The organism is Sphingopyxis terrae subsp. terrae NBRC 15098 (assembly GCF_001598815.1).
Lineage (GTDB): Bacteria > Pseudomonadota > Alphaproteobacteria > Sphingomonadales > Sphingomonadaceae > Sphingopyxis > Sphingopyxis terrae.
This window is the reverse complement of sequence record NZ_BCZQ01000003.1, coordinates 514,016-535,218: the sequence shown is the minus strand read 5'-3', so window position 1 is coordinate 535,218 and position 21,203 is coordinate 514,016. Positions and strand designations below refer to the sequence as shown.

Annotated in this window: 22 protein-coding genes and 3 pseudogenes; 10 read left to right on the top strand and 15 right to left on the bottom strand. The window is 64.4% G+C overall.

Features of this window, described 5'->3' with window-relative positions:
• Positions 1-157: 157 nt before the first annotated feature.
• From STE01S_RS02635 to STE01S_RS02620, 5 genes are all read left to right on the top strand, one after another.
• Positions 158-760 (top strand): hypothetical protein, encoded by a 603-nt coding sequence (locus tag STE01S_RS02635; protein WP_162928182.1) that lies wholly within the window; start codon positions 158-160, stop codon positions 758-760.
• Entirely contained in the window at positions 757-897 is a 141-nt protein-coding gene (locus STE01S_RS20235; RefSeq protein ID WP_162928181.1) for a hypothetical protein, read from the top strand. The genes STE01S_RS02635 and STE01S_RS20235 overlap by 4 nt, the downstream gene beginning before the upstream one ends.
• On the top strand, positions 894-1,139 hold the full coding sequence (locus STE01S_RS02630; protein ID WP_062764486.1) for a hypothetical protein: 246 nt from the start codon (positions 894-896) through the stop codon (positions 1,137-1,139). Before STE01S_RS20235 ends, STE01S_RS02630 begins: the two co-directional genes overlap by 4 nt.
• Positions 1,136-1,513 carry a hypothetical protein gene (locus tag STE01S_RS02625; protein ID WP_162928180.1) on the top strand — a complete coding sequence of 126 codons (378 nt, stop codon included), beginning with the start codon at positions 1,136-1,138 and terminating at the stop codon, positions 1,511-1,513. Before STE01S_RS02630 ends, STE01S_RS02625 begins: the two co-directional genes overlap by 4 nt.
• A gap of 64 nt (positions 1,514-1,577) precedes the next feature.
• On the top strand, positions 1,578-3,176 hold the full coding sequence (locus STE01S_RS02620) for an FMN-binding glutamate synthase family protein (protein ID WP_062764637.1): 1,599 nt from the start codon (positions 1,578-1,580) through the stop codon (positions 3,174-3,176).
• A gap of 539 nt (positions 3,177-3,715) precedes the next feature.
• Here STE01S_RS02620 and STE01S_RS02615 read toward each other — a convergent pair.
• The 3 genes from STE01S_RS02615 to STE01S_RS02605 are packed head-to-tail and all read right to left on the bottom strand — an operon-like array spanning position 3,716 to position 8,008.
• Entirely contained in the window at positions 3,716-4,084 is a 369-nt protein-coding gene (locus STE01S_RS02615) for a P-II family nitrogen regulator (RefSeq protein WP_162928179.1), read from the bottom strand.
• Positions 4,085-4,100: 16 nt separating this feature from the next.
• Complete coding sequence (locus tag STE01S_RS02610) at positions 4,101-6,626, bottom strand: DUF2309 domain-containing protein (RefSeq protein ID WP_162928178.1); 2,526 nt, start codon at positions 6,624-6,626, stop codon at positions 4,101-4,103.
• Positions 6,623-8,008: a proton-conducting transporter transmembrane domain-containing protein gene (locus STE01S_RS02605; protein WP_082813186.1), complete on the bottom strand. Its 1,386-nt coding sequence runs from the start codon at positions 8,006-8,008 to the stop codon at positions 6,623-6,625. Before STE01S_RS02605 ends, STE01S_RS02610 begins: the two co-directional genes overlap by 4 nt.
• A 105-nt stretch (positions 8,009-8,113) precedes the next feature.
• Here STE01S_RS02605 and STE01S_RS02600 point away from each other — a divergent pair, with 105 nt between their 5' ends.
• Positions 8,114-8,980, top strand: a complete 867-nt coding sequence (locus STE01S_RS02600; protein ID WP_062764476.1) for a LysR substrate-binding domain-containing protein — start codon at positions 8,114-8,116, stop codon at positions 8,978-8,980.
• 107 nt (positions 8,981-9,087) lie between these two features.
• On the opposite strand, the gene STE01S_RS20955 is transcribed toward STE01S_RS02600, so the two are convergent.
• Together STE01S_RS20955 and STE01S_RS02590 are read right to left on the bottom strand one after the other, a co-directional pair.
• Positions 9,088-9,303 (bottom strand): hypothetical protein, encoded by a 216-nt coding sequence (locus tag STE01S_RS20955; RefSeq protein WP_062764474.1) that lies wholly within the window; start codon positions 9,301-9,303, stop codon positions 9,088-9,090.
• A 207-nt stretch (positions 9,304-9,510) separates the two neighbouring features.
• Positions 9,511-9,837, bottom strand: a pseudogene (locus STE01S_RS02590) (ATP-binding protein); the annotation flags it as partial.
• Between STE01S_RS02590 and STE01S_RS02585 the strand changes: the two are divergent.
• Positions 9,730-10,119, top strand: coding sequence for a DUF1993 family protein (locus STE01S_RS02585; RefSeq protein WP_082813197.1), 390 nt, complete (start codon positions 9,730-9,732; stop codon positions 10,117-10,119). The pseudogene STE01S_RS02590 and the gene STE01S_RS02585 sit on opposite strands and share 108 nt — an antisense overlap.
• A gap of 13 nt (positions 10,120-10,132) precedes the next feature.
• On the opposite strand, the gene STE01S_RS02580 is transcribed toward STE01S_RS02585, so the two are convergent.
• Together STE01S_RS02580 and STE01S_RS19495 are read right to left on the bottom strand one after the other, a co-directional pair.
• Positions 10,133-10,480 carry a response regulator gene (locus STE01S_RS02580; RefSeq protein ID WP_062764472.1) on the bottom strand — a complete coding sequence of 116 codons (348 nt, stop codon included), beginning with the start codon at positions 10,478-10,480 and terminating at the stop codon, positions 10,133-10,135.
• An 80-nt stretch (positions 10,481-10,560) separates the two neighbouring features.
• Positions 10,561-10,773 (bottom strand): annotated as a pseudogene (locus tag STE01S_RS19495) (tryptophan synthase subunit beta); the annotation flags it as partial.
• A gap of 445 nt (positions 10,774-11,218) precedes the next feature.
• Between STE01S_RS19495 and STE01S_RS02570 the strand changes: the two are divergent.
• Positions 11,219-11,662: pseudogene (locus STE01S_RS02570) on the top strand (aquaporin family protein); the annotation flags it as partial.
• 31 nt (positions 11,663-11,693) lie between these two features.
• On the opposite strand, the gene STE01S_RS02565 reads toward STE01S_RS02570, so the two are convergent.
• The 6 genes from STE01S_RS02565 to STE01S_RS02540 all read right to left on the bottom strand — a co-directional run bounded on the left by STE01S_RS02565 (position 11,694) and on the right by STE01S_RS02540 (position 18,256).
• The gene (locus tag STE01S_RS02565) at positions 11,694-12,959 is read right to left on the bottom strand and encodes a tyrosine-type recombinase/integrase (RefSeq protein ID WP_062764468.1); all 1,266 of its coding nucleotides are present in this window, start codon (positions 12,957-12,959) and stop codon (positions 11,694-11,696) included.
• 261 nt (positions 12,960-13,220) lie between these two features.
• The gene (locus STE01S_RS02560; RefSeq protein ID WP_062764466.1) at positions 13,221-14,378 is read right to left on the bottom strand and encodes an iron-containing alcohol dehydrogenase; all 1,158 of its coding nucleotides are present in this window, start codon (positions 14,376-14,378) and stop codon (positions 13,221-13,223) included.
• A gap of 25 nt (positions 14,379-14,403) precedes the next feature.
• Positions 14,404-15,864 carry a S41 family peptidase gene (locus tag STE01S_RS02555; protein WP_062764464.1) on the bottom strand — a complete coding sequence of 487 codons (1,461 nt, stop codon included), beginning with the start codon at positions 15,862-15,864 and terminating at the stop codon, positions 14,404-14,406.
• A 4-nt stretch (positions 15,865-15,868) separates the two neighbouring features.
• A complete protein-coding gene (locus tag STE01S_RS02550) occupies positions 15,869-16,591 on the bottom strand; it encodes an RlmE family RNA methyltransferase (protein WP_062764462.1) in 723 nt (240 codons plus the stop codon).
• Entirely contained in the window at positions 16,588-17,679 is a 1,092-nt protein-coding gene (locus STE01S_RS02545; protein ID WP_081611226.1) for a Ppx/GppA phosphatase family protein, read from the bottom strand. The genes STE01S_RS02550 and STE01S_RS02545 overlap by 4 nt, the downstream gene beginning before the upstream one ends.
• Positions 17,680-17,854: 175 nt before the next feature.
• A complete protein-coding gene (locus STE01S_RS02540; protein WP_003050684.1) occupies positions 17,855-18,256 on the bottom strand; it encodes a glycine zipper 2TM domain-containing protein in 402 nt (133 codons plus the stop codon).
• 174 nt (positions 18,257-18,430) lie between these two features.
• On the opposite strand from STE01S_RS02540, the gene STE01S_RS02535 reads away from it, so the two are divergent.
• Positions 18,431-19,417: an esterase-like activity of phytase family protein gene (locus tag STE01S_RS02535; RefSeq protein WP_058811053.1), complete on the top strand. Its 987-nt coding sequence runs from the start codon at positions 18,431-18,433 to the stop codon at positions 19,415-19,417.
• Between the two features lie 39 nt (positions 19,418-19,456).
• On the opposite strand, the gene rpmB is transcribed toward STE01S_RS02535, so the two are convergent.
• Positions 19,457-19,750: a 50S ribosomal protein L28 gene (gene rpmB, locus STE01S_RS02530; RefSeq protein WP_003050690.1), complete on the bottom strand. Its 294-nt coding sequence runs from the start codon at positions 19,748-19,750 to the stop codon at positions 19,457-19,459.
• Positions 19,751-20,002: 252 nt separating this feature from the next.
• Here rpmB and tadA point away from each other — a divergent pair, with 252 nt between their 5' ends.
• Positions 20,003-20,461 carry a tRNA adenosine(34) deaminase TadA gene (gene tadA, locus STE01S_RS02525; RefSeq protein ID WP_040590678.1) on the top strand — a complete coding sequence of 153 codons (459 nt, stop codon included), beginning with the start codon at positions 20,003-20,005 and terminating at the stop codon, positions 20,459-20,461.
• A 3-nt stretch (positions 20,462-20,464) separates the two neighbouring features.
• On the opposite strand, the gene STE01S_RS02520 is transcribed toward tadA, so the two are convergent.
• The gene (locus tag STE01S_RS02520; protein WP_062764460.1) at positions 20,465-21,169 is read right to left on the bottom strand and encodes an NAD-dependent deacylase; all 705 of its coding nucleotides are present in this window, start codon (positions 21,167-21,169) and stop codon (positions 20,465-20,467) included.
• Positions 21,170-21,203: the final 34 nt, after the last annotated feature.

Here is a 21,203-nt window from a genome sequence, read left to right as displayed (position 1 = left end):
CGGCTCCGCGCGTGGCGGACCCGGGGTGTTCCTCGACCGCAGACAGCGCTTCGAGCCCGATCGAAAGCGATGATCGACGCTTCACTATCCGACGCGGGGGATCCTTGGATCCTGCACCGGCGCGCAGATTGTCCCGCTCAGAGACCTTGTCCTCGAATTGCTGCAACAGCGCGCCGCCAGCCTCCGGTTGGCGGCCATGGAGATTTACGTGACTGCCTCCCGGGAACAGCAGCTGCTGTTCCGCCGAATAGTAGACAAAGCGGCGCGCCGCGCGAGTTCGATGCTCGCGCTTCCGCACGAAGCTGCGCGCCTGCGTGCCGTTTCCGGCCACGGTCTTACCCCGATCGACCAATTGGAACAGTCACCCCTCGCGGAAGACCAATTGCTGGCGGCGGCGCTGCGTTTGTATCCCGGCGCGGCGCGGCCCAGAGCCATGGTCGCCGCGCTGCGGCGCCACTTCACGACCCCCCCGGGCTGGCTTGCCGTGGAGGCGCAGCGCCGTGCAGCCTGGGGCGATGTCGCCGGACGCGGTCTGCCGATTGAACGCGCGGCGCAGTGTGCGGCCGACATCGAACGCCGCCTGAAGGGTGTCAGGGCCGAGGTCTCGGTCAAATTGCGCGCTTATGCCGACCTATATGCCGATCTTTGGTGCGACCCGCGAATAGCAGCGCCGGCGTCCGTCCGCCGCGAAATGCTCGCCTTGGTGAGCGCGCTGCAAGCACGCTGCGTGGCGTTGGCCGACGAGGAGCGCGCGCCATGAACAGCCCATTATTTGGCTCGCCAGGCGAGGCTTCTCGGTTGAGTTGCCGAATGCGGATGCTGACGCTGGTCATGTTCGTCACCCTGTTTGTCACCGTCTGCTGGGGCGTCGGCACGATAATTGTCGGAGTTGAATGATGATGCGCGAATGGTCGGAAGCAAGCTTCCATTGGAATTACACTGTCGGAGACATATTCGGCCTGCTTCTCGTCGCGGTGGTCATCGGCCTGCACAGCCCGATGCTTGCCATAACGCAAAGGCCGGGACGCGGATGGTTGGTCACCGCCTGTGTGTACTTCTCGATCATGGCCGCGTTTATTTCAACGAGTCCCGCCCAATCCCGTCTCGCCACCGCCCAGATCGCCGAAGTCCGGCGATGAGACGCGGCTTTTTTGAGGATCCGGCATGCTGCGCGCTCTCTAGCGGCACCCGAAAGACACGAAAAATGAGCAAATACAAGGCACAAACGGAGATATGGCGGCCGCGGTCGCCCGCATTGAAGGCTGCGGGGAAATGGCTCGACCGCTATCCCGACCTTGGAAGGCAGGAGCAAGCCGCGCTGATGCGGCAGTTTCGGACCCTGTCGCTCGCCGAGCAGGCCGTGATCATCGGCGACGTCCGGCTTTCAGGAAAATTGGCGCAATTTTATGGCGATCACGAACCCGACCTCGAGGCCCCATTAACAGGGTTCGCGATTTCCCTCCTGTTGCCCGCGGCGCTCGCGGTCGCCGGCTTGCATCCGTTGCTCAGCTGACCGCGCGGCAGCCGGTCAACGCCCCACTCTCACATCTGGCCTGATGCAGGTCGCGGAGCTTCCCTTGCCCTTCGTTCGTTTCATCCCGCTCGCCACGAGCATAGCCGCGGCGCTCATTTCCCTTCCCAGTCTTCCGGCGCCCTGGGCATGGGCGATGCTCGCCGCAGGCATCACATTCTCATGCGTCGGGCTCTACGATCTGCGACAGCCGCTGCATTCGGTACGCCGCAACTATCCGATCGTCGGCCGACTGCGATGGTTCTTCGAGGAGATTCGTCCGGGCCTACGGCAATATCTCTTCGAGGACGATCATGAGGAAACGCCCTTTTCGCGGAGCCAGCGCTCGCTCGTCTATGCGCGGGCCAAGAATGAGGTCAGTGAGCGAGCATTCGGCACCCTCGTTGACGTTTACGAAAATGGCTACGAGTTCATCGCGCACTCGACGCGCCCCGTTCCTGTCGCCGATCCGGCCGCTTTTCGTATTCCGATCGGCGGCGAAGCCTGTCGCCGGCCATATTCGGCGTCGATCTTCAATATTTCTGCGATGAGTTTCGGCGCGCTCAGTGCGAACGCGATCCGCGCACTCAACAAAGGGGCGAAGCTCGGCGGCTTTGCGCATGACACGGGCGAAGGTTCGATCAGTCCCTATCACCGCGAACATGGCGGCGATCTCATCTGGGAGATCGGCAGCGGCTATTTTGGCTGTCGCGACGAACAGGGCGCCTTCGATCCGGAACGCTTTGCAGAGCAGGCGGCGGATCCGCAGGTACGAATGATCGAGCTCAAGATCAGCCAGGGAGCGAAGCCCGGCAAGGGGGGCATCCTGCCCGCCGAAAAGGTGACCCCCGAAATTGCCGCGACGCGGGGCGTTCCGATGGGGCGCGACTGCATTTCCCCGCCGGGCCACTCGGCGTTCAGCACCCCGATCGAGCTCCTCCAATTCATCGCGCGTCTGCGCGACCTGTCGCAAGGCAAGCCGGTGGGCTTCAAGCTCTGTGTCGGGCAGCCGTGGGAGTTCATGGCGATCGTGAAAGCCATGCTCAAGACGGGCATTCTTCCTGACTATATCGTCGTCGACGGCGCGGAGGGTGGCACCGGTGCGGCGCCGCTCGAATTCACCGACCATCTCGGCATGCCGCTGCGCGAAAGCCTGCTATTCGTCCACAACACGCTGGTTGGAGCGGGTCTGCGGCAGAAGATCAAGATCGGCGCCGCCGGGAAGATCGTCAGCGCTTTCGACATCGCCACGGTGATGGCGCTCGGTGCCGACTGGACCAATGCCGGACGGGGCTTCATGTTCGCGATCGGCTGTATTCAGTCGCTGTCCTGCCACACAAATCTGTGCCCGACGGGGGTGGCGACGCAGGACCCGATGCGCCAGCGCGCGCTTGTCGTGAGCGACAAGGCCGCCCGTGTTTATAGCTTCCATCGCAATACGCTGTTGGCACTGTCCGAGATGATCGCCGCCGCGGGTCTCGATCACCCCGGCCGGCTTGGCCCGCATCATCTTGTTCGCCGGGTCAGCCTCACGGAAATCCGGTTATTCTCCCAGCTGCACATTTTTCTGGAAGATGGAGAATTGCTGAGCGGCGCGTCGGATCGCGATTTTTACAGCGCCGCTTGGCGACTCGCACGCGCCGATAGCTTCCAGATTGCAATATAGCACCGGGGGCGAGCGCATCGTCCACGTCGCCCGTAGCCCCGGGGCGGCGCCGGACCGATCGCAGGTGGGGCTGTTCTTTTCGGGAACCGCGGGCGATCATTCGGTGCCAATGCGTCGCGCCGCCGGACATCTCCGCGTCCCTTATGGAAAGGGCGGCGAAATGCAACATTTGGGTGAGCCAGCGTTGATACCGGCACCTTCGATCGCGATCAGTGCCGGGGCAATATAGGAATCCGGAGCATGAGGACTGCGGGCGCCGGAACCGGTGCTGCGGATGTGACTTGGCGGGGCGTGCTAAAGCGCCCTCGCTCGCGACCGCATAATCGGCTTCCGGCGCGGCGGCGAGCCCGGCGCGGGCCTTTGCAGCCAGTGCCTCCTTTTGGCTCCCCGCCCGGCGGATATCGCGCGTAAAGGTTCCGAAGCGATCGGTGTCGATCGGCGGACGCGGCAGAAACGCGAGGCCCAGCGGCGCCAGGGTGGGAATGATGACGCGCTCCTTGCCGTGCATCGTCGCAACGACGGCAGTCTTGCCCTGCATGTCAAAAGGATGGATCACCGGCTGTTCCGATCGACGGAGCGAAATAGTCCGAGCGCATCACCTCGACATCCGACAGGAATGTTACGCCCGGGCGCCGTTCGAAGAGGCGCGACAGGCCGCTGGCGACATCGGCGATGATCGCCTCGTCGCCGACGCCCACGAACATCACGAGGCCGCTTTCGTCGTTGAAGATGGTCCTGCCCTGATGAAAGCCATGATGGCCCATGCCGGCGACGTCGCGGATCATGGTCCAGCCGCTGACGCCGGCCGCGCGCAACAAATCTTCGATCAATGCTCGATCTTCGGCCCGCATCACGATCTCGATCTTGCGGCGCCGGTGCAACGGAAGTGTGTCGTCCTTGATGGTCATGATCAAATCTCCTGCTTTAACAATCGATAGCGAGAAGGCTCCGGCCTTCGCTGCAGTCGGCGCCATCTTCGCGCCAGCGCCGCGCGCGGGCCGTCTCGGGATCGATCACGATGAGTTGCACCCAGCCCTTGCCGAACAGTCGCCGGAGGATGTCGCTAGACTCCACCAGCGCGGCCACGCGATCGAATGGCGCGTGAACGACGGTCAGCAGACGCTGGGGGATATGGTGAGGAAGACCGTCGTCGCAAAAGAGCGACTGGCGAGGCAGGCCGATCTTGAGATCGCCGCCATTGCCCTGGACGACGCCGATGCCGCCGATGACATTCTGGGTGACCTTGTCGCCCGAACCGTAATTCTGATTGTCGATCGTCGAAAAGAGATATTGGCAGTTGATCCACTGCGCCACGACCATGGGCGCCGTCAATATGGTTGCCAGCGCACTACCATCCGTGTCGGTTCGCCAATCATAGCTATGGAGGAAAGCGCGTCCTTGAAGGTCGATCATGCGGGTGAGGTCGCGCGGGCCAACAATGAAGGCGGCGTTTCCGGCCAGGCCCCACTCGGGCCTGACTTCGCCCCAATGCACGGCACCTGTCAGCAGGTCAGCCGGCGCTCTGCCCAGCAACAGTGCGCGGCGGGCACGATTGGCCTCGGCGGCGCGGGCGAGACTGGCCGAAAGCGCCGCGAGGTCGGCAGCGTGGGTGGGGGGGATCCGATCAACATCGAAGATCACGACCTCATCCGTGGTCGTATTATGCTCGGCAGCCACGAAATAGGTTGATCCCGGCATCGCAATACCCTCCTTGGCCAGGCCCGAACGGACATCTTCATCGTTCAGCATCGCTGCAAGCAGTCGCGCGTTCGCGCCGCCGGCATGGCCGCCGCAGGCGCCGCAATCGAGCGCGGCCGCATAGGGATTGTTGACCGCACTTGCGCCATGGCCTGTGAGCACCACAAGCCTTGCGGTATCGGGCTGCAACCCGGTCAGTCGGAACAAGGCCGAGGCATAGCCAATCTTGTCGGCGAGCGAGAAGCTGGCATGATCCTCACGGGCATCGCCCGTGGGGGCGAGAGCGCGCTGCCGGCGCGTCCGAAGCGCAGCGGCTGCGCGGCCCGTAGCGTGCGGCGCAAAGGTCCGTGCCAGCATCAAGGCAGCGGCAAGCGGTCCGGTCGCCTCTGCCGCGGCAAAGGCCGTCGCAGGCCCAGCTTTCGCAGCCGCGAACAGATCGGTAGTGCAGGCATCGCCACGCGCCCTGTCAGCGATTGCCTCAGCCTCGCTTTCCCGGCCGGGAACCGGACGCTCCGAAATGTCGTGACGGGGCGAGAGAAGCACCGGCAGCAAGCGGGCGCGATGGGCACCAGCGAAGGGATGCAGCGCGATGGGTAGACCGAAAAATCCGGCATAGCCGAAGGTTTCATAATTGCCTTCTGCTTCCAGAGCTCGCCGGAAGGGCTCCGAGCGCACGTCGATGCAGAAGACCAGCTGGGCATCGGGCCGAGCTGGCGGATTGCTGGTTCGAGCGGCCTTTTGCAGCGCCGGTATGAGGCCGTTTGCATAGCTCCGCTCGGCCGCCGTCATGAACAAGGCGCCAAGCCTGTCGTCATCGACTCGCGCCACGATATCGAGCCTTTGGGCATTGCGCGGGCCGAGCGCCTTGGCGGTCAAACCGAAGTGCGCCAACAGCGCGGCGCGCCTATCTTTGCCGGCGGACGGCGCGCCGAGCGGCGCAGACAATGCGTCGGCGCGCGCCAGCAAGATCCAGAGCGCGACGAGATCTGCCATCGTTGCCGGAGCATCGGCCACGCGGTCAGGGTCGGCATGTTCGCTGCGCCAGCGGATATGGCCTGCCCATCCGGGGAGACGTGCAACCAGGCCGGACAGATAAGCGAGCGGGTCAACCTCCGCTTCCAGGCTCGCCAGACTTTCGGAAATTGCCTCGAGCGGGTCGCGCGGAACGCTTAGCAGCAACGCAGCGCCCCGAGCGCCGGTGAGCGTCCGGTAATCCGGGTCATAGGCTGCCATAGCCAGCACGGCGCGATAAAGTCCGAGGTCGCGGTTGGGTAATGGCATCGCCGTCATGCCATGGTCGAAAAAGGCGCCGCACCATTTTGCGATAAATGCAGCATCGGAGCCGAGTCCTGCTCTCCGCTCGGGCCGATCGCCGCGTCCGATCACCAGCAGGCGCGCCATCAGCGCGTCGAGCATCGTTACGCCCGGCGCAATGGGAGCCGCGGCGCGATAGATGCCGCCCAGATGTCCGATGGCCGCATCGCGCAAGGCGGCTTCGTCGATGCGGCCATTATCGAGGAGCCGCCGCCACAGCGCGAGCGGCAGGGTGCGGTGGGCGCCGAAAAGCTTTGACGCCTCCGCTACGGCCTGCGCGAAGGGCAGCTCCTCGAAACCCGCCAGCGGGTTGACGGCAATCGCGCTTTCGAGCGGCCATAGCGGCGCGACCGTACGCGCGGCGAGCGCAACGAGCCCGGCGACTTGGGTCCGGGCGAGCCGGTCATCGGTGCGTTCGATGGGAGCAATCATGGTCATGCGAGGTCTCCGGTACGGGTGGCGCGAAGGGCGCCGGCGTTGAGAAGGCGGACGTAGAGCGCCGGCGGGAGCGCTGCGCCGCGCGCCATCCGCGCGGCTTGTAAGAGCCATGCGACAAGGAAGAGGGCGGCGAGCGCAATCAGCAAGGGTGATGGAAGCAAGGGTTCGGCGTGCGCTTCATAAAGGCTGGCGATCAGCAAAAGACCCGCGGCGTTCGCCGCGATCAGGGCCGTGACCAGACCGACCAGCCGGGCGCGCGCGCGGCGCGGGGCGGGAGCGCCATATCCCGCAATCAGCGTAGCGGCGGCTGCGGCGACGGCGAGGGTCAGCGCCACCAGCTCTCCGCCCACTTCGGCGGTAAAGGCGAGATAGACGCCTGCAAGCAGCGCGACGAGGGCAGCCATGCGGACGGCGGCGCGCGAAATCGGAACCCCCTCGCGTTGGCGCATTCCGATGAGCGAACCTGACCCGAGAAAGAGCCAGGCTTTGAACAATCCGTGGGCTACGATGTGCCAGAGCGCGGCGGCATAGGCGCCAAGGCCGCAGCTCATGATCATGAACCCCATTTGCGAGACCGTCGAACCGGCCAGCGCGCGCTTGGCGTCGGGGCGGACCGCCATGATGCCGAGGCCCCAGAGGGCTGCAAAAAGACCCAGGCCGACCGCGGCATAGCGCGCCGCAGGCGCTGCCTCGAGAATTGGCGCGAGACGCAGCAGCAAGAAGCCGCCGGCATTGACAAGCCCCGCGTGCATTAGCGCCGACACCGGCGTTGGTGCTGTCATCGACGAAAGCAGCCAGGCCGAGAAAGGCGGCAGCGCGCATCGCGCGGCCGCTGCGATCACGAGAAGCAGCGCCGCGAGGTGCCCGGCGAGAGGCGAGAGGCTGCCGCTTCGCGAAAGCGCGGCACTTATATCGGTTGTTCCGCCATGTCCCCCGACAATCGCGAGTGCGGCGAGAAGCGCTAGATCGCCGATCAGGAAGGTCCGCCGCGCGCGCGTGGCGGCTTCGCGAGCCTCGGGAAGCGCATTGGCGTGCCCGATGAGGCTGGCCAGCAAAATGCCGCTCGCCACCCAGGCGGCGGCGAAAGCCAGCAAATCGTTCGTCAGGACGAAAAGCAGCACCGATCCGATCAGCAGGGCGATCCGCGCAAAATAGGACGGGCGCCGCGGATCGCTTCGCATGAATCTGCGTGAGAAGGCCGCGACAATCGTACCCACGAAGAGGATCATCCCGGCAATGACGAGCTGAAGAGCAGAGAGCGGCCTTGGTCCTTCGCCGGCCAGAAAAGCGAGACCGGCAATTCCGACAGGTGCAATCCAGATGGACGGGTGCGTGCTCGTCAGCGTCGAAGCGGCGGCGTTTCGTGCGATGGCAGCGGTCATGCGAATTCCTTTCGCATCGCCGATGCCTCATCGTCAAAAATTGATAAAACGATTTTTTGAAATGCCATTCATTGACAATTGAAATGATTGTTGCACATTGCCGCCATGGTCAGCGCGCCCAACCTCGACCTCGATCTCCTCCGCTGCTTCGTGACGATTTCCGAAGTGGGGAGCTTTACCCGGGCTGGCGACCGGCTCGGCCGGACACAATCGACGATCAGTCTGCAAGTGAAGCGGCTCGAGGAGCAGCTGGGCCGGACGCTCTTCGCGCGTACGCCCCGATCGCTCAGCCTCACCGATGACGGCAAGCGCTTGCTTGGTCCGGCCCGGCAGCTGCTGCGCCTCAATGACGCGGCAATTGCCGAGCTGTTCGAACCCGATATGGCGGGACGCGTCAGGCTCGGGGTGCCTGAAGATTTTGCCACCGCACATCTGCCTGCTGTATTGTCAGCCTTTACAAAAGCGCATCCTCTCGTCGAGCTCGAGGTGACCTGCGATCTCACGCTCAACCTTCTCGACAAATTTCATGCCGGCGCATTCGATTTCGTGCTCGTCAAGCGCGAGCCGTCGGCACCGCTTGAGGGCGTGCGGGTGTGGCGCGAGCCGTTGGTCTGGGTGGCGCGCGATCAACTGGCGGCTACGGGCCTTGCGAGCATTCCGCTCGTTGTCTCGCCCGAGCCGTGCGTCTATCGCAAGCGCGCGGTCGATGCGCTCGAGGCGATCGGTTGCGACTGGCGTGTCGCCTATACTTCGACGAGCCTCGCGGGCAGTCTTTCGGCGGTTAGCGAAGGCCTCGGCATTGCAGTTCTCCCTCGCGAAATGGTGCCGCCGCACCTGACGCCGATTGCCGGTGAAGCCGAGCTTCCGCAGCTTTACGACAGCGAAATCGCGCTGATCGAGGCGGCGGGCCTGTCCGACACGGCGCACCGCCTTGCTCAACATGTTGTCGCCGCGCTTGAACGCGGTAGCTAGGATCAGATAGTTCGAGTCGGCGCAAAAAATGCGGGTCGGTGGAGCCAAGAGGCAATCCGATGAATTCGTTTGGCGGCAGCTAGCGACTTGTCGGATGGTCCATCTGCCTAAGTGGTGTTCGACCGGCTTTTGCGATCGGCCCCTAAAACGCGACTGACCTCTACCTGTGAGAGTTTCAGACGCCGATAGGCGTCAGAAAGTGTTCGGTGCCCGACTGCGGTCGCCATGGTCTGAACTATGGGGAAAGCCATTTTGCGCTTGCCCTGTTGCTGCCCGGCGCGCCACCATTCGCGTTGCAGCAGGAGCAGGCCTTCGGGCAGCATGGCGTTGCGGTAGCGGCCGCCTTTACCGCTGTCAAACGGCGTTCAAAAGGGACCCCCGATCGGCGTCGAAGAGGGACACCCTTTTCGGATAATATGATGCTGGTTTGTTGAAGATGGCCTTGCGCTGCGTGCGGCGGAGGGCGGGCGTAGCCCGACCGGAGGCGCGCGCAGCGCAAGATAGATTTTTGAAGGCGCCGAAGGTGGCTGTCAGCTGCGGTTTTTGAAGCGCCAGCTGTCGTTGCCCGTCTCGACGATATCGCAGTGGTGGGTGACGCGGTCGAGCAGCGCCGTGGTCATCTTGGGATCGCCGAACACGGTCGGCCATTCGCCGAAGGCGAGGTTCGTGGTGATGATGACGCTGGTCCGCTCATAAAGCTTGCTGATGAGGTGGAACAGCAACTGCCCTCCCGAGCGGGCGAACGGGAGATAACCGAGCTCGTCGAGCACGATCAGGTCGAGCCGCGACAGCTGCGCCGCCAGGGTCCCGCCTTTGCCGATCCGGGTCTCCTCTTCGAGGCGTGTCACCAGGCGTATCGATCGCTCGCCGAAATCCGTCAGCGAATTGCTGCGGTCCGATCGCATCTTGAGGCTGCTGCCCCCACGGAATGGGCCGACGCGGACTCGCGGGTCGACCTGAAACTGCCGAATGGCGTCCGCTTCCTGATGTCGTCTGAGGAGGATATCCGCGACTGGATCATGCCGAATCTCTACTTCCATGTGACAATGGTCTACGCATTGCTTCGCAATGCTGGGCTCGCCATCGGCAAGATGGATTTCATGCCGCACATGGCCCGGCACAAGGTGGCGGCCGAATAAGGGGCGCGGGGGGTTATACTATTATTGCGTCGATTGCCCGTTCGAGCTCGGCAATTCTGAGAGGTTTGCGAAGAACTGGCCGGCCATCAAATTCAGCCGCCATGATCGTCGCATCTCCGCTCGTCGCTATGAAAGCCTTCCCGGCATCGCTCAACGCGGCAGCGACCGCCTCGCTCGTTTTGCCATCGGCAAGGTGAACATCCAATATTGCGAGGTCGAAATCTCGCTTTGCGACGAGATCCAGCGCCTCCGCAACGGTCGCTGCGGTTGCCACGATCTCGTTTCCAAGGACGTCGAGATACCCCTCGAGCATCATCGCCACCAGCGGATCGTCTTCTACAAGAAACACCCTTAACGTCATCCGTCCCTCATGGATCCGAAATCTGCAGCGCCAGTGTCTTCGATCACACGTCCCGTGCCCCTACCTTTCGTAGCGCTCAAAAGTTCCACGCCGAGATGTTCGGCCACGGAGAATATGTCCTTGTCCCCGCGTCCGCACATATTGACGATGATGATGCTGTCTTTCGGCATCGTGGGCGCGATTCTGGCAACGGCGGCGATAGCGTGACTGGGCTCAAGCGCCGGGATGATACCCTCTGTTCTGCAAAGAAGCTGAAATGCCTCGAGCGCTTCGGCGTCGGTCGCGGAGGTATAGACAGATAGGCCGCATACGTCCCTTCCGGCGCGAGAAGCTGCGCGCACCGCGGGCCAGCACCTTTGAGACGCTTCGCGACAGAAAGTAGAATCTCGGACCATGTCGGACGATCTCAGCTTCTGGTCATTGTCCAGGCCCGCCGCCAACTGGATGACATGACCAAAATAACCGAATCGCCCGCCCCGAGTGCAGACACGCTTTCGCCTGCATCCACCCTGTTCCGCGATCTCCAAAGCCTGAAACTGTCGATTGAAAAAGTCGAAGCCGAGGTGAACGCATTTATCTCGCTCCAGAAGCGCACAACCGGTGTCGCATTTCGGGAAACGCTCAATCAAGCAATCGAATCCAATATGGATTTCGCGTCCTCGTCATTCCTCCCCGGCGCACCACAGCTTCATGAGGTCGCTGCGTCCGACCGTGAGGACTTGCACGCATTAGCTCGACGCCGGTGCATATGTCGTTGCTCAGCTTGCCTTCGGCATTTTCGGCGCGTGGGCCGGGCATCTGATGTTCGACCTTCCGATCTTACAGTTTTCGACAAAGGCGAGAACCGGATTGGGGCAGTGGACCGCCGAGTTCGTTGCGACCTTCGGCCTCGTACTGACGATCCTCGGTACCGCGAGATACAAGCCACAGGCCGTGGCGGCGTCGGTCGGGCTCTATATCACCGCTGCTTACTGGTTCACGTCATTGACGAGCTTTGCAAATCCGGCGATCACCGTGGTGCGCGGCCTGTCGAACACATTTGCGGGTATCGCGCCGCATGACGTTCCAATGTTTGTTGTTGCGCAATTCGCCGGGGCGATCGCGGCAACCGCAATCGCAAGCACCCTGTTCGGCGAGCCTTTTGGGCCATCGGCTATTTCTCCATCCGCGCCCGAAAGCTGACTGGCGCAGCCGGCCAGCCGCGTTTGAGCACTCACTGTCGCGCCATTTCCATTTTTGCGTCAGTGCCGATGTCAAGCAATCGTGCAATCTCGTCGGACGTTCGCTGCACGGCAAGCTTTAGCGCCTCGTCGATGTGGACATAGTCTTGAGTTACATTCTGCGAGGCATGACCCAGCATTGCCCGGATCGTAAGCTCGGAGAATCCCAAATCTCCGGCAACGCTTCCGAAGGTATGGCGAAGCGTATGCGGTGTAACTCCCGTGATACCCGCCAAGCCGCAAACCCGTTTCAGGCAGTCGCTAACAGCCGTGAATGGGCCATCGCCCGCTGCGGACGGAAAGAAGTGGGAATTGCCGACTATCTCCACCTGAGCTTCCAGAATGCGGATGGCGGCCGGTCCGATCGCTCTTACTTGCGCTCCGCCCTTGGTATCCGGAAAGACAACGTATCCGCGATCGGCATGGAGCCAGGCTCGCTGCATTGCTTGCGCTTCTTGCCGCCGATAGCCGGTGAGCAATAGTCCTCGCAACACACCGAGGGCGATCGGGTTCTCCCCATTGGCTTCAGCGTAGGCGATCGCCTTTCCCATCATCATGATCTCGGCCACGCTCAAACGACGAGTCCTTTTCTTTCCCGCGAGCTTCTTTGCTCCCAGCGTCGGATGGACCTCGAGCAGGCCTTTGTGCTTCGCATGACCAATGATTGCCTGGAGCGTTCCGACGCAGCGACCCGCGACGCCGGGACCGCCGGTCGCCCTGCCACCGCGGCCTCCGGTGCGCGGCTTGGCAGTCTTTCCGTTCTTCACGTCGGTCTGCATCTGTTCGACATCGGCAATTTTCAGATGCTTCACGACACGTTTTCCGAGCAGCGGGACGATGTGCGTCTTTATGCGACTCTCGTCCATGTCGAGCGATGATGACTTTATCGGAAGGCTTTTTCGTCCGAGGATGTTCCCGGCCCGTGCTTCAGTGAGATACCAATCGCACATCTCGGCCACCGTCATGCCGTTGCGCGACTGCCGGACCTTGTCCGCTGGATCTCCGCCGACGATGACCTCCGCCAACTTCAGCCGCGCGAGATCACGCGCTTGCTCGACGGTGAGCACGCCAAAGCGGCCCAGGTTCATGCGCCGCTGAATGCCCTCGGCATTGCGGTATTGAACGATGAAGGTCTTCAGGCCCGATGGGAGAACGCGAAGTCCGAATCCCTTAATCTCGGTGTCCCAATAGATGAGTTGTTTCGAGGCGGGCGATACCACCGCGTCGATCGTACGCTTTGTCAGCTTGCTCGTCGGCATGTTGCCACTCCTCTTGCTGACAAAATCTCAGATCACGCAATTGTCAGCAAATTGTCAGCGCTGAACGGCACTCCAGCGGCTAGTCGAGGATAGGGCGTCGTAGAGATAATCTCAAGAAAATAAGCAATTATGGGGCAGTGGCGTAGAAAAGGAAGAAATCGAAAAGTGTCACGATCAAGTTGCCAAGGTTGGGGTCGAGGGTTCGAATCCCTTCGCCCGCTCCAGTTTTTCCCGACATCGGAAATAGCCAAGACGGGCCGGTCAGGCCCAGGCTTCGCGGTACAGCGCCTCGATCGTTGCCGTGTCGGGGATGCGGGGATTGTGGCCCGGGGATCCCGATGCGAGCGCCTGTTCGGCCATCAGCGGCAGCAATTCGGTCCAGCGCGCTTCGTCGATACCATAGCTTTTGGGGGTCGGGACCGCGAGGTCGCGGTTGACGTCGCGCAGCGCTTCGACCAGCCGCGCCACCGCCGCCTGGTCGCCTTCGCCGTCTGCCGCCAACCCCATCGCGCGTGCGCAGTCGGCATAGCGCGGCAGCGCCGCCGGCGCCGACCAGGCGGTCACGGTGGGGAGCAACATCGCGTTCGACAGGCCGTGCGCGACATGGAAATGCGCGCCGATCGGGCGGCTCATGCCGTGGACGAGGGCGACCGAGGCGTTGGAGAAGGCGATTCCGGCCTGCAGCGACCCCGCCATCATCGCCTCGCGCGCCGCGCGATTGCCGGGTTCGGCGCAGGCGGTGCGCAAATTGGGCCAGATCGCGCGCATCGCGGCGAGCGCCATGCCGTCCGAGAAAGGATTGGCGAGCCGCGACACATAAGCCTCGATAGCATGGGTCAGCGCGTCGATCCCGGTGTCGGCGGTCAAGCGCAGCGGCTTGGTCAGCGTCAGCTCATAGTCGACGATCGCGATGGTCGGCAGATAGGCGAGGCCCGCGCACAGCATCTTTTCGTCATTGGCCTCATCGGTGATGACCGTCACGCGGGTCGCTTCGGATCCGGTGCCGGCGGTGGTCGGGATCGCGACGATGGGCAGGGCTGGGGCATCTTCCTGATGCGGCACCTTGCGCGCGCGCATTGTGCCGCCGCGTACGGCGAGCACGGCGACCGCCTTCGCCGTATCGATGGGGCTGCCGCCGCCGAGCGCGATCACGCAGTCATGCGCCGCTTCGGCGACAAAGCTGCGCGCCGCCTCGACCGATGCGACAGTGGGGTCGGAGATGACGTCGCAATAGGCGCGCGCCGCAATCCCCGCATCGGCGAGGATTGTCAGCAGCCGGTCGAGCGTGCCGTTCTGCGCAAGGAAAGGGTCGGTCAGGATCGCCGGGGCGGCAAGGCCGAACTGGGCGAGCGCCGCCGGAAGCTCGGCGATCGTGCCGCCGCCGATGCGGATCGACCGCGGCAGGAAGATCGAGGCCATGGCTATGCTCCTTCGCGCTGCTCCGTCAGAACAGGCCCGGCAGTTCGCGCTGCGCGGCGCGGGGATCGGCCGGCATCAGCATCTCCGGCGCGGCCGGTGCGGCGGCGAAGCTGCGCGCGGCGATGCCGGCGGATGCGCTTGCGATCCGCGCCGTGCAGCTTTGTCCCGACAGGAAATCGATTGCGGCGCGCACCGATGCCTCGCGCACGTCGCCGAGCGGATAATCGAGATCGTCCGCGGCGGCGCAGCTGTTCGCTATCTTGGGCGCCAAACCGGTAAAATAGTCGCTCGGCCCGCTCGCATTGCCCGTCGAAAAGGCGATCACGCGCATCCGCTCGTCGCATTCGCTCTTGTCGAGCGCGATCTGGCCGACGGGCTTGCCATAGGTATTGCTGCCGACGAGCGTCATATTGGTGCCGAGCCAGGGCAGCATGCCGTTGATGACGAGTTCGCTGGCCGACGCAGTCGATCCGGTGCCGATGAAGGCGATGCGCGTCGGTGCGATCGACTGCGCGGTCGGCGTGAAATTGTGGGTCTTGTCGTTCGCGGATTTCGACGCGCGAAAGCTGGTCCGCGAAAAGACATCGCTTGCCGCGCGGTTGCGGCCGAGCAGGTCCCCGAACAACTCGGCGGTCGCGACAAGGCCCCCGCCATTGTAGCGCAGATCGACCACGACATTGGTGATCCCCTGGTTGTGGAAATTCAGGAAAGCGTCCTTCAGTTGATCATCGGCCGAACTGATGAAGGTCCGCAGGTTGATATAGCCATAGCTCTGGCCGCCTTCGGTGATCACCTTGGCGCCATAGCGGTCGGACACGGGGTCGATATTATAGTCGGCCTTGGTGACGCTGACATCGCGGGTACCGCCCGCATCGCTGATCCGCAGCAGGCGCGTAACGCCGGGGTCGCTCGGCCCCAAGGCATTGGTGATGCCAGCGGTCCCTTCGCTCGCGACGATGTCGGCGACGCTGCGCAGATTGGCGGCGCTGGTCCCGATCGCCAATATCTGCGTGCCGCGATCGATCCCGGCGGCGAGGGCGGGGGCGCCTTCATAGGCTTCGGCGATAATCACGCGCTGGGTCGATGGATCGTAGGTCAGACGAACGCCGAAACCGGCGCTCGACCCGCTGCTATAATAGGCCTCTTCTTCGGCGATCGAGGTGACGTAGGTGAAATAGCGATCCTTGCTCTGCGCCCGCGCAGGCGCCACCAGCGCGTCGATATAATCCTGCACCGTCGAATAGCTGGCCGGATTGACGTTCGTCGCGACGTCGTTCGGGAAGAGATACCATTCGTCGATCACCGACTTGGCAAAGGCCTGCTGTGCCGACAGGCCGCAGCTTGCGGTCGGCGTGGGGGTCGGGCTGGGTGTCGGGGTGACCGTTACCGGCCCGCTCCCCGCCGTGCTGCCACCTCCGCCGCCGCACGAGGCAAGCATCAGCGCCGCCATCGTCAATGCGGTCAGCGACACCCTCGGTTTCGCCATGTCCCTACTCCCCTTCGTCATGCTCCGGCGCGGTATCGCCGCGTCCTTTGAACCCTTGCGCGATCACATATAGCTCGGGCGACCCCTTGCGGCTTGCCGGGGGCTTTGCATGTTTCACGCTCGTGAAATTCTGTTTGAGCAGCATCAGCAATTCGCGGTCGGCGCCGCCGGCGAACACCTTGGCGACGAAAGCGCCGCCGGGCAGCAGCGTCTGGACCGCAAAATCGGCGGCCGTCTCGGCGAGAGCGATAGTACGCAGATGGTCGGTCTGCGGGTGGCCGACGGTGTTGGCTGCCATGTCGGAGATGACGAGGTCGGGTGCGCTGCCGAGCGCCTCGATCAGCGCGTCGGGGGCGGCGTCGTCCATGAAATCCATCTCGAGGATCGCGACGCCTTCGATCGGTTCGCAGGCGAGCAGGTCGATACCGGCAACGCGCGCGCGCGGGTTGGCCTTGCGCACCACCTGCGACCAGCCGCCGGGGGTGATGCCCAGATCGACGACCGCGCGCGCCTTCTTGAGGAAGCCGAATTTGTCGTCGAGCTCGATCAGCTTGTACGCGGCGCGCGAGCGATAGCCTTCGGCCTGCGCGCGCCGGACATAGGGGTCGTTGAGCTGACGCTGCAGCCAGCGCGTCGACGATGCGGTGCGGCGGCGCGCGGTCTTGACGCGCTCGTGCAGTCCGCCGCGCCCGCTGGCGCTTCCGCCTCCGCCCTTGCGCCCGCTCATTTGCGATACTCGCGCCGGGTGACCGGAATGTCGCGCCCCTGCATCGCCAGCGTGCGCAATATCCCTTCGCGGATGCCGCGATCGGCAACGCCGACGCGCAGCGCGGGCCACAGATCGATGATGCTTTCAAGGATCGCGCAGCCCGCGACGACGAGGTCGGCGCGTTCGCGGCCGATGCAGGCGATTTCGGCGCGGTCGTCGAGGCTCGCCTCGGCCAGCCGGCGGCTGATGTCGCGCATCGCGTCGGTGGGAACGACCAGCCCGTCGACCGCGCGCCGATCATATCGCGGCAGATCGAGGAAGACGCTCGCCAGGGTTGTCACCGTGCCGCTCGTGCCGAGCAGGCGCAGCGGCTGGCCTTCGTAGCACTTCACCCGTTCGGCGAAACCGGCGAAGGCCTCGCGCGTCACCGCGCGCATATGCGCATAGCTCGCCTGCCGGGCCGAGAGATTATCCTCGCTCGGCGGCGCATGTTCGGTCAGCGAGACGACGCCCCACGGCACGCTGATCCAGTCGCGGATCGCAACATCATGGTCGGATATATCGACGTGCATCAGCTCGGTCGAACCGCCGCCGATGTCGAAGATCAGCGCCGGACCGTCGCCGGGTTCCATCAGATTGTGGCAACCCAGCGCGGCGAGTCGCGCTTCCTCGGCGGCCGAGATGATGTCGAGCACGATACCGGTTTCGCGGCGCACCCGGTCGGCCAGTTCGACCCCGTTGGCGGCGCGGCGGCACGCCTCGGTCGCCACCGCGCGCGACAGGGTGACATGGCGGCGGCGCAGCTTGTCGGCACAGATGGCGAGCGCGGCGACGGTGCGGTCCATCGCGGCTTCGCTGATCCGGCCGGTGCTGTGTAGCCCTTCGCCGAGGCGCACGATGCGCGAAAAAGCGTCGATGACGACCAGTTCGCCTTCCTGCGGGCGCGCGATCAGCAAACGGCAATTATTGGTGCCAAGGTCGATGGCGGCATAGCTGCGCGGCCGTACGACCGGCACGGGCCGCGGGGGCGGTGCCGTCTTGTTTCGTCCCTTTGCCGCCTGTCCTGACCGCGGCGGTCGGCCCGATGGCGCTGCCATTTGCCGCATGATTTAAATGACCTGTCTCAACTCACCCACCCGCGATCAGCCGCGGGCGTGCACTTGAGACCGAACCTAGGCGCGCCCCGGCGCGATGGCAAGGTGCATGGCGCAGCAAAACCCCGCCCGGCGCGGGGCCGGACGGGGCAAGGGAGACTGTCTTTTGTTGGGGCTCGGGCCTGCCTTAGCGACGGCAGCCGTCATTGCCCTTGTCGATGGCGCGGCCGGCGATGGCGCCGACGGCGCCGCCGATGATCGTGCCGACGGTGCGGTCGCCGCGGCCGGCGATTTCATGGCCGGCGAGGCCGCCCGCGATCGCGCCGATGATGGTGCCGCCCGTGCCATTGTCGCACTGGCGATAATTGCGGCGGTCGTAGCGACGATCGTAGCGGCGGTCGGCCCGATAGTCGCGGCGGTCATAGCGGCGGTCGTAACGGTCGTGGCGACGGTCGTCGCGACCATAGCCGCTGTAATAGGTGCCGTAGCTGCCGTCGTAATAGCCCTGCTGGGCGGCGGCCGGCGTCGCCACGCCCAGCGTCGCGGTCGACATCAGGGCGGCGAGGGAGAGCGTCATCATCTTTTTCATCGTCTTTCTCCTTCAATCTCTTGTGTCTGCCCGGTGCGGGCGGTGGGTCGATGAAGGGGTTTTGCCCGATTCGGCTTGAGGGAAGCCTGAACATCATTGTTGGCATTCGTTCAGCTTCGCGCGCCCGGACGCCGGGCTTGCCTGCAAGGAAGGTTCGGGCCTATCGCCGCGGCGATGCGCCGCCTTCTCTCCGCCGCCGCTATCTTCCTCATACTCGGCCCGCTGCCCGGAACCGAGCAGCGGTTGCGTGTCATGGACCGCACCTCTCAGCGGATCGAGGCGCGGCCCCTGGTCTATCCGGCGGGCCAGACCGGGATGCTGCGCTTCGTGCGCGGCTGGCGCCTCGTCAGCCCCAATGCCATGTTCGGCGGCTTTTCGGCGCTGGCGCTGACCGGACCCGACCGGTTTCAGATTGCCGGCGATAACGGCGTCCTGGTCCGCATGACCCTGACCGACGAGGGGCAACCGCGCGCGGCGCATATCGGCACGATAGCGTCACCGACCGGTGGTGGGCGCTACAAATCGCAGAGCGATGTCGAATCGATGCTGGTCGATCGGCAAAGCGGACGAACCTGGCTGGCGCTCGAAGGCCTCAACCAGGTCTGGCGGCTCGACCCGACGCTGACGCATATCGAATCGCGCCGCGCCTTGCCCGAACCGGCCTGGCCGTCGAACAGCGGGCCGGAGGCGATGGCCCGGCTGGCCGACGGCCGGACCCTGATCTTTTCCGAAGACGCGCATAGCGATCCGCGGGGACGAGAGGCGCTGCTCTACACGGGCGACCCGGCCGCACCGGGGCCGGCGCCGCTGCGCTTCTTCTATGATGCTGAAGGAAAGGGGCTGGTCAGCGACGCCGCGCCGCTACCCGACGGCCGCGTTCTGCTGGTTCACCGGCGGCTGGGTCTTTCCCCGATCTTCACGACGACCCTCGCGATCGTCGACCCCGCCGATATCGCGAAGGACGCCGTCGTCCGGTCGGTGGCGATCGGTCAGGTTCCGGCGCCGCTCGCCGACAATTATGAAGGGGCGGCCGTTATGCGGCGGGATGGCCACACGTTCGTGTGGCTCGTCGCGGACAATAATTTCAACGCCTGGCAGCGCAGCCTGCTCGTCGAATTCGAACTCGTCGACCTGCCGGACAGCAAAAAGGCCGCGCGGTAAAACCGGCGGCCTTTTTGTCGCAGTACGTCGAAGGACGAATCAGGCGGCCTTTTCGGCCAGCTTCTTCGCGACTTCCTTCTTGATCTTGCGGGCGTTGTCCGAAAGCAGATTGTCGCCGGTCTTCATCAGCCAGTTGTCGAGGCCGCCATTATGTTCGACCGAACGCAGGCCGTGGGTCGACACGCGCAGCTTCACGCCCTTGCCGAGCGCGTCCGACAGCAGCGTCACATTCTGCAGGTTGGGCAGGAAGGTACGCTTGGTCTTGTTGTTGGCGTGGCTGACATTGTGGCCAACCTGGCGGCCCTTGCCGGTCAGTTCGCAAATGCGCGACATCGTCTTCTTCCTCACAAAATCTGGGCGGCGTGCCGGTTGGCGCGAAAGGCGCCGAAGGGACCGGGTGGGCCGGGAAAGGCGCGCGCTTATCGGCTTGCCGGAGATTCGTCAAGTCATTAGGGCAGATTCCACTGACGTGGAAGGCGGCACCGGCGCGCTCCCCCACCCGGCCTCCCCGACGATAGCAAGCTGGGGGAGGCCGGGTGGAGGAGCGGGCCGGTGCCGGGCTTTCCTGCGCAGCAGGAAAAGATGATGCCAACCCGTTTCCCGCTTCCCGAACCCATGCGCCGCGCGCTCGACCTTGCCCGGATCGCCGCCGATTGGGGCGAAGTGCCGGTCGGTGCGGTCGTCGTCAAGGACGGGGCGATCGTGGCCGAAGGCCATAACCGCCCGCGCGAATCGCACGATCCCACCGCGCATGCGGAGATTGTGGCGATTCGGGCGGCCGCGGCGAAGCTTGGCAACGAGCGGCTCGACGGCTGCGACCTCTATGTCACGCTGGAACCCTGCGCGATGTGCGCGGGCGCCATCGCCCATGCCCGAATCGCGCGCCTCTATTATGGCGCCGACGATCCGAAGGGCGGGGCGGTCGCGCATGGTCCGCGCGTCTTCGCGCAGCCGACGATCCATCATCGCCCCGAAATCTACGACGGGATCGGTGCCGGCGAAGCGGCGACGCTGCTCCGCGATTTCTTCGCGGCGCGGCGCTGACGGTCAAAATCCCAGCAATTGATCGACCCATTGCGGCACCAGCTGTGTCGCCGGTCCCTGCCGCGCCTCGTCGAACCAGTAGCTGCCCTGGCTCGGCTCCATGTTGAGCTCGAGCGTGCGTGCGCCCGCCTGCCGCGCTTCGCGCACGAAACCCGCGGCGGGATAGACCGCGCCGGAGGTGCCGATGGAAACGAACAGGTCGGCGCGGTTGATGGCGCGATATATGTCGTCCATCCGATAGGGCATCTCGCCGAACCACACGACGTCGGGGCGCAGATAGCCAACCATGCCGCACGCCGGGCAGGCGGGCCGGTCGATCAGCGTGCCGGTCCACGGACTGCGGCGGTCGCACGCGGTGCACCACGCGTTCAGATGTTCGCCGTGCATGTGGATCAACCGCTTCGCGCCCGCGCGCTCGTGCAGATCGTCGACATTTTGCGTGACGATCAGCAACTCGCCGGGCCAATGCGCGTCGAGCCGTGCCAGCGCGGCATGGGCGGCGTTGGGCTGTTTGGTCTGGATCGCGGCGCGGCGCGCATCGTAAAAGCGGTGGACCAGATCGGGATCGAGGACGAAGGCTTCGGGCGTCGCCACATCCTCGACCCGGTGCTGTTCCCAAAGCCCGCCGCTGTCGCGGAAGGTGTCGATACCGCTTTCGGCCGACACGCCCGCGCCGGTCAGGATCACGATGTTATGGATGCCGCTCATGCGGCCTCTCTATCGGGACGCACCGGCGGCTTCA

Coding starts and splice junctions, on each gene's coding strand:
- STE01S_RS20235 (WP_162928181.1), top strand. CDS start 757: ATGAACAGCCCATTATTTGGCTCGCCAGGCGAGGCTTCTCGGTTGAGT.
- STE01S_RS02630 (WP_062764486.1), top strand. CDS start 894: ATGATGATGCGCGAATGGTCGGAAGCAAGCTTCCATTGGAATTACACT.
- STE01S_RS02625 (WP_162928180.1), top strand. CDS start 1,136: ATGAGACGCGGCTTTTTTGAGGATCCGGCATGCTGCGCGCTCTCTAGC.
- STE01S_RS02615 (WP_162928179.1), bottom strand. CDS start 4,084: ATGACCATCAAGGACGACACACTTCCGTTGCACCGGCGCCGCAAGATC.
- STE01S_RS02610 (WP_162928178.1), bottom strand. CDS start 6,626: ATGACCATGATTGCTCCCATCGAACGCACCGATGACCGGCTCGCCCGG.
- STE01S_RS02605 (WP_082813186.1), bottom strand. CDS start 8,008: ATGACCGCTGCCATCGCACGAAACGCCGCCGCTTCGACGCTGACGAGC.
- STE01S_RS02600 (WP_062764476.1), top strand. CDS start 8,114: ATGGTCAGCGCGCCCAACCTCGACCTCGATCTCCTCCGCTGCTTCGTG.
- STE01S_RS20955 (WP_062764474.1), bottom strand. CDS start 9,303: ATGCTGCCCGAAGGCCTGCTCCTGCTGCAACGCGAATGGTGGCGCGCC.
- STE01S_RS02580 (WP_062764472.1), bottom strand. CDS start 10,480: ATGACGTTAAGGGTGTTTCTTGTAGAAGACGATCCGCTGGTGGCGATG.
- STE01S_RS02565 (WP_062764468.1), bottom strand. CDS start 12,959: ATGCCGACGAGCAAGCTGACAAAGCGTACGATCGACGCGGTGGTATCG.
- STE01S_RS02560 (WP_062764466.1), bottom strand. CDS start 14,378: ATGGCCTCGATCTTCCTGCCGCGGTCGATCCGCATCGGCGGCGGCACG.
- STE01S_RS02555 (WP_062764464.1), bottom strand. CDS start 15,864: ATGGCGAAACCGAGGGTGTCGCTGACCGCATTGACGATGGCGGCGCTG.
- STE01S_RS02550 (WP_062764462.1), bottom strand. CDS start 16,591: ATGAGCGGGCGCAAGGGCGGAGGCGGAAGCGCCAGCGGGCGCGGCGGA.
- STE01S_RS02545 (WP_081611226.1), bottom strand. CDS start 17,679: ATGCGGCAAATGGCAGCGCCATCGGGCCGACCGCCGCGGTCAGGACAG.
- STE01S_RS02540 (WP_003050684.1), bottom strand. CDS start 18,256: ATGAAAAAGATGATGACGCTCTCCCTCGCCGCCCTGATGTCGACCGCG.
- STE01S_RS02535 (WP_058811053.1), top strand. CDS start 18,431: ATGCGCCGCCTTCTCTCCGCCGCCGCTATCTTCCTCATACTCGGCCCG.
- rpmB (WP_003050690.1), bottom strand. CDS start 19,750: ATGTCGCGCATTTGCGAACTGACCGGCAAGGGCCGCCAGGTTGGCCAC.
- tadA (WP_040590678.1), top strand. CDS start 20,003: ATGCCAACCCGTTTCCCGCTTCCCGAACCCATGCGCCGCGCGCTCGAC.
- STE01S_RS02520 (WP_062764460.1), bottom strand. CDS start 21,169: ATGAGCGGCATCCATAACATCGTGATCCTGACCGGCGCGGGCGTGTCG.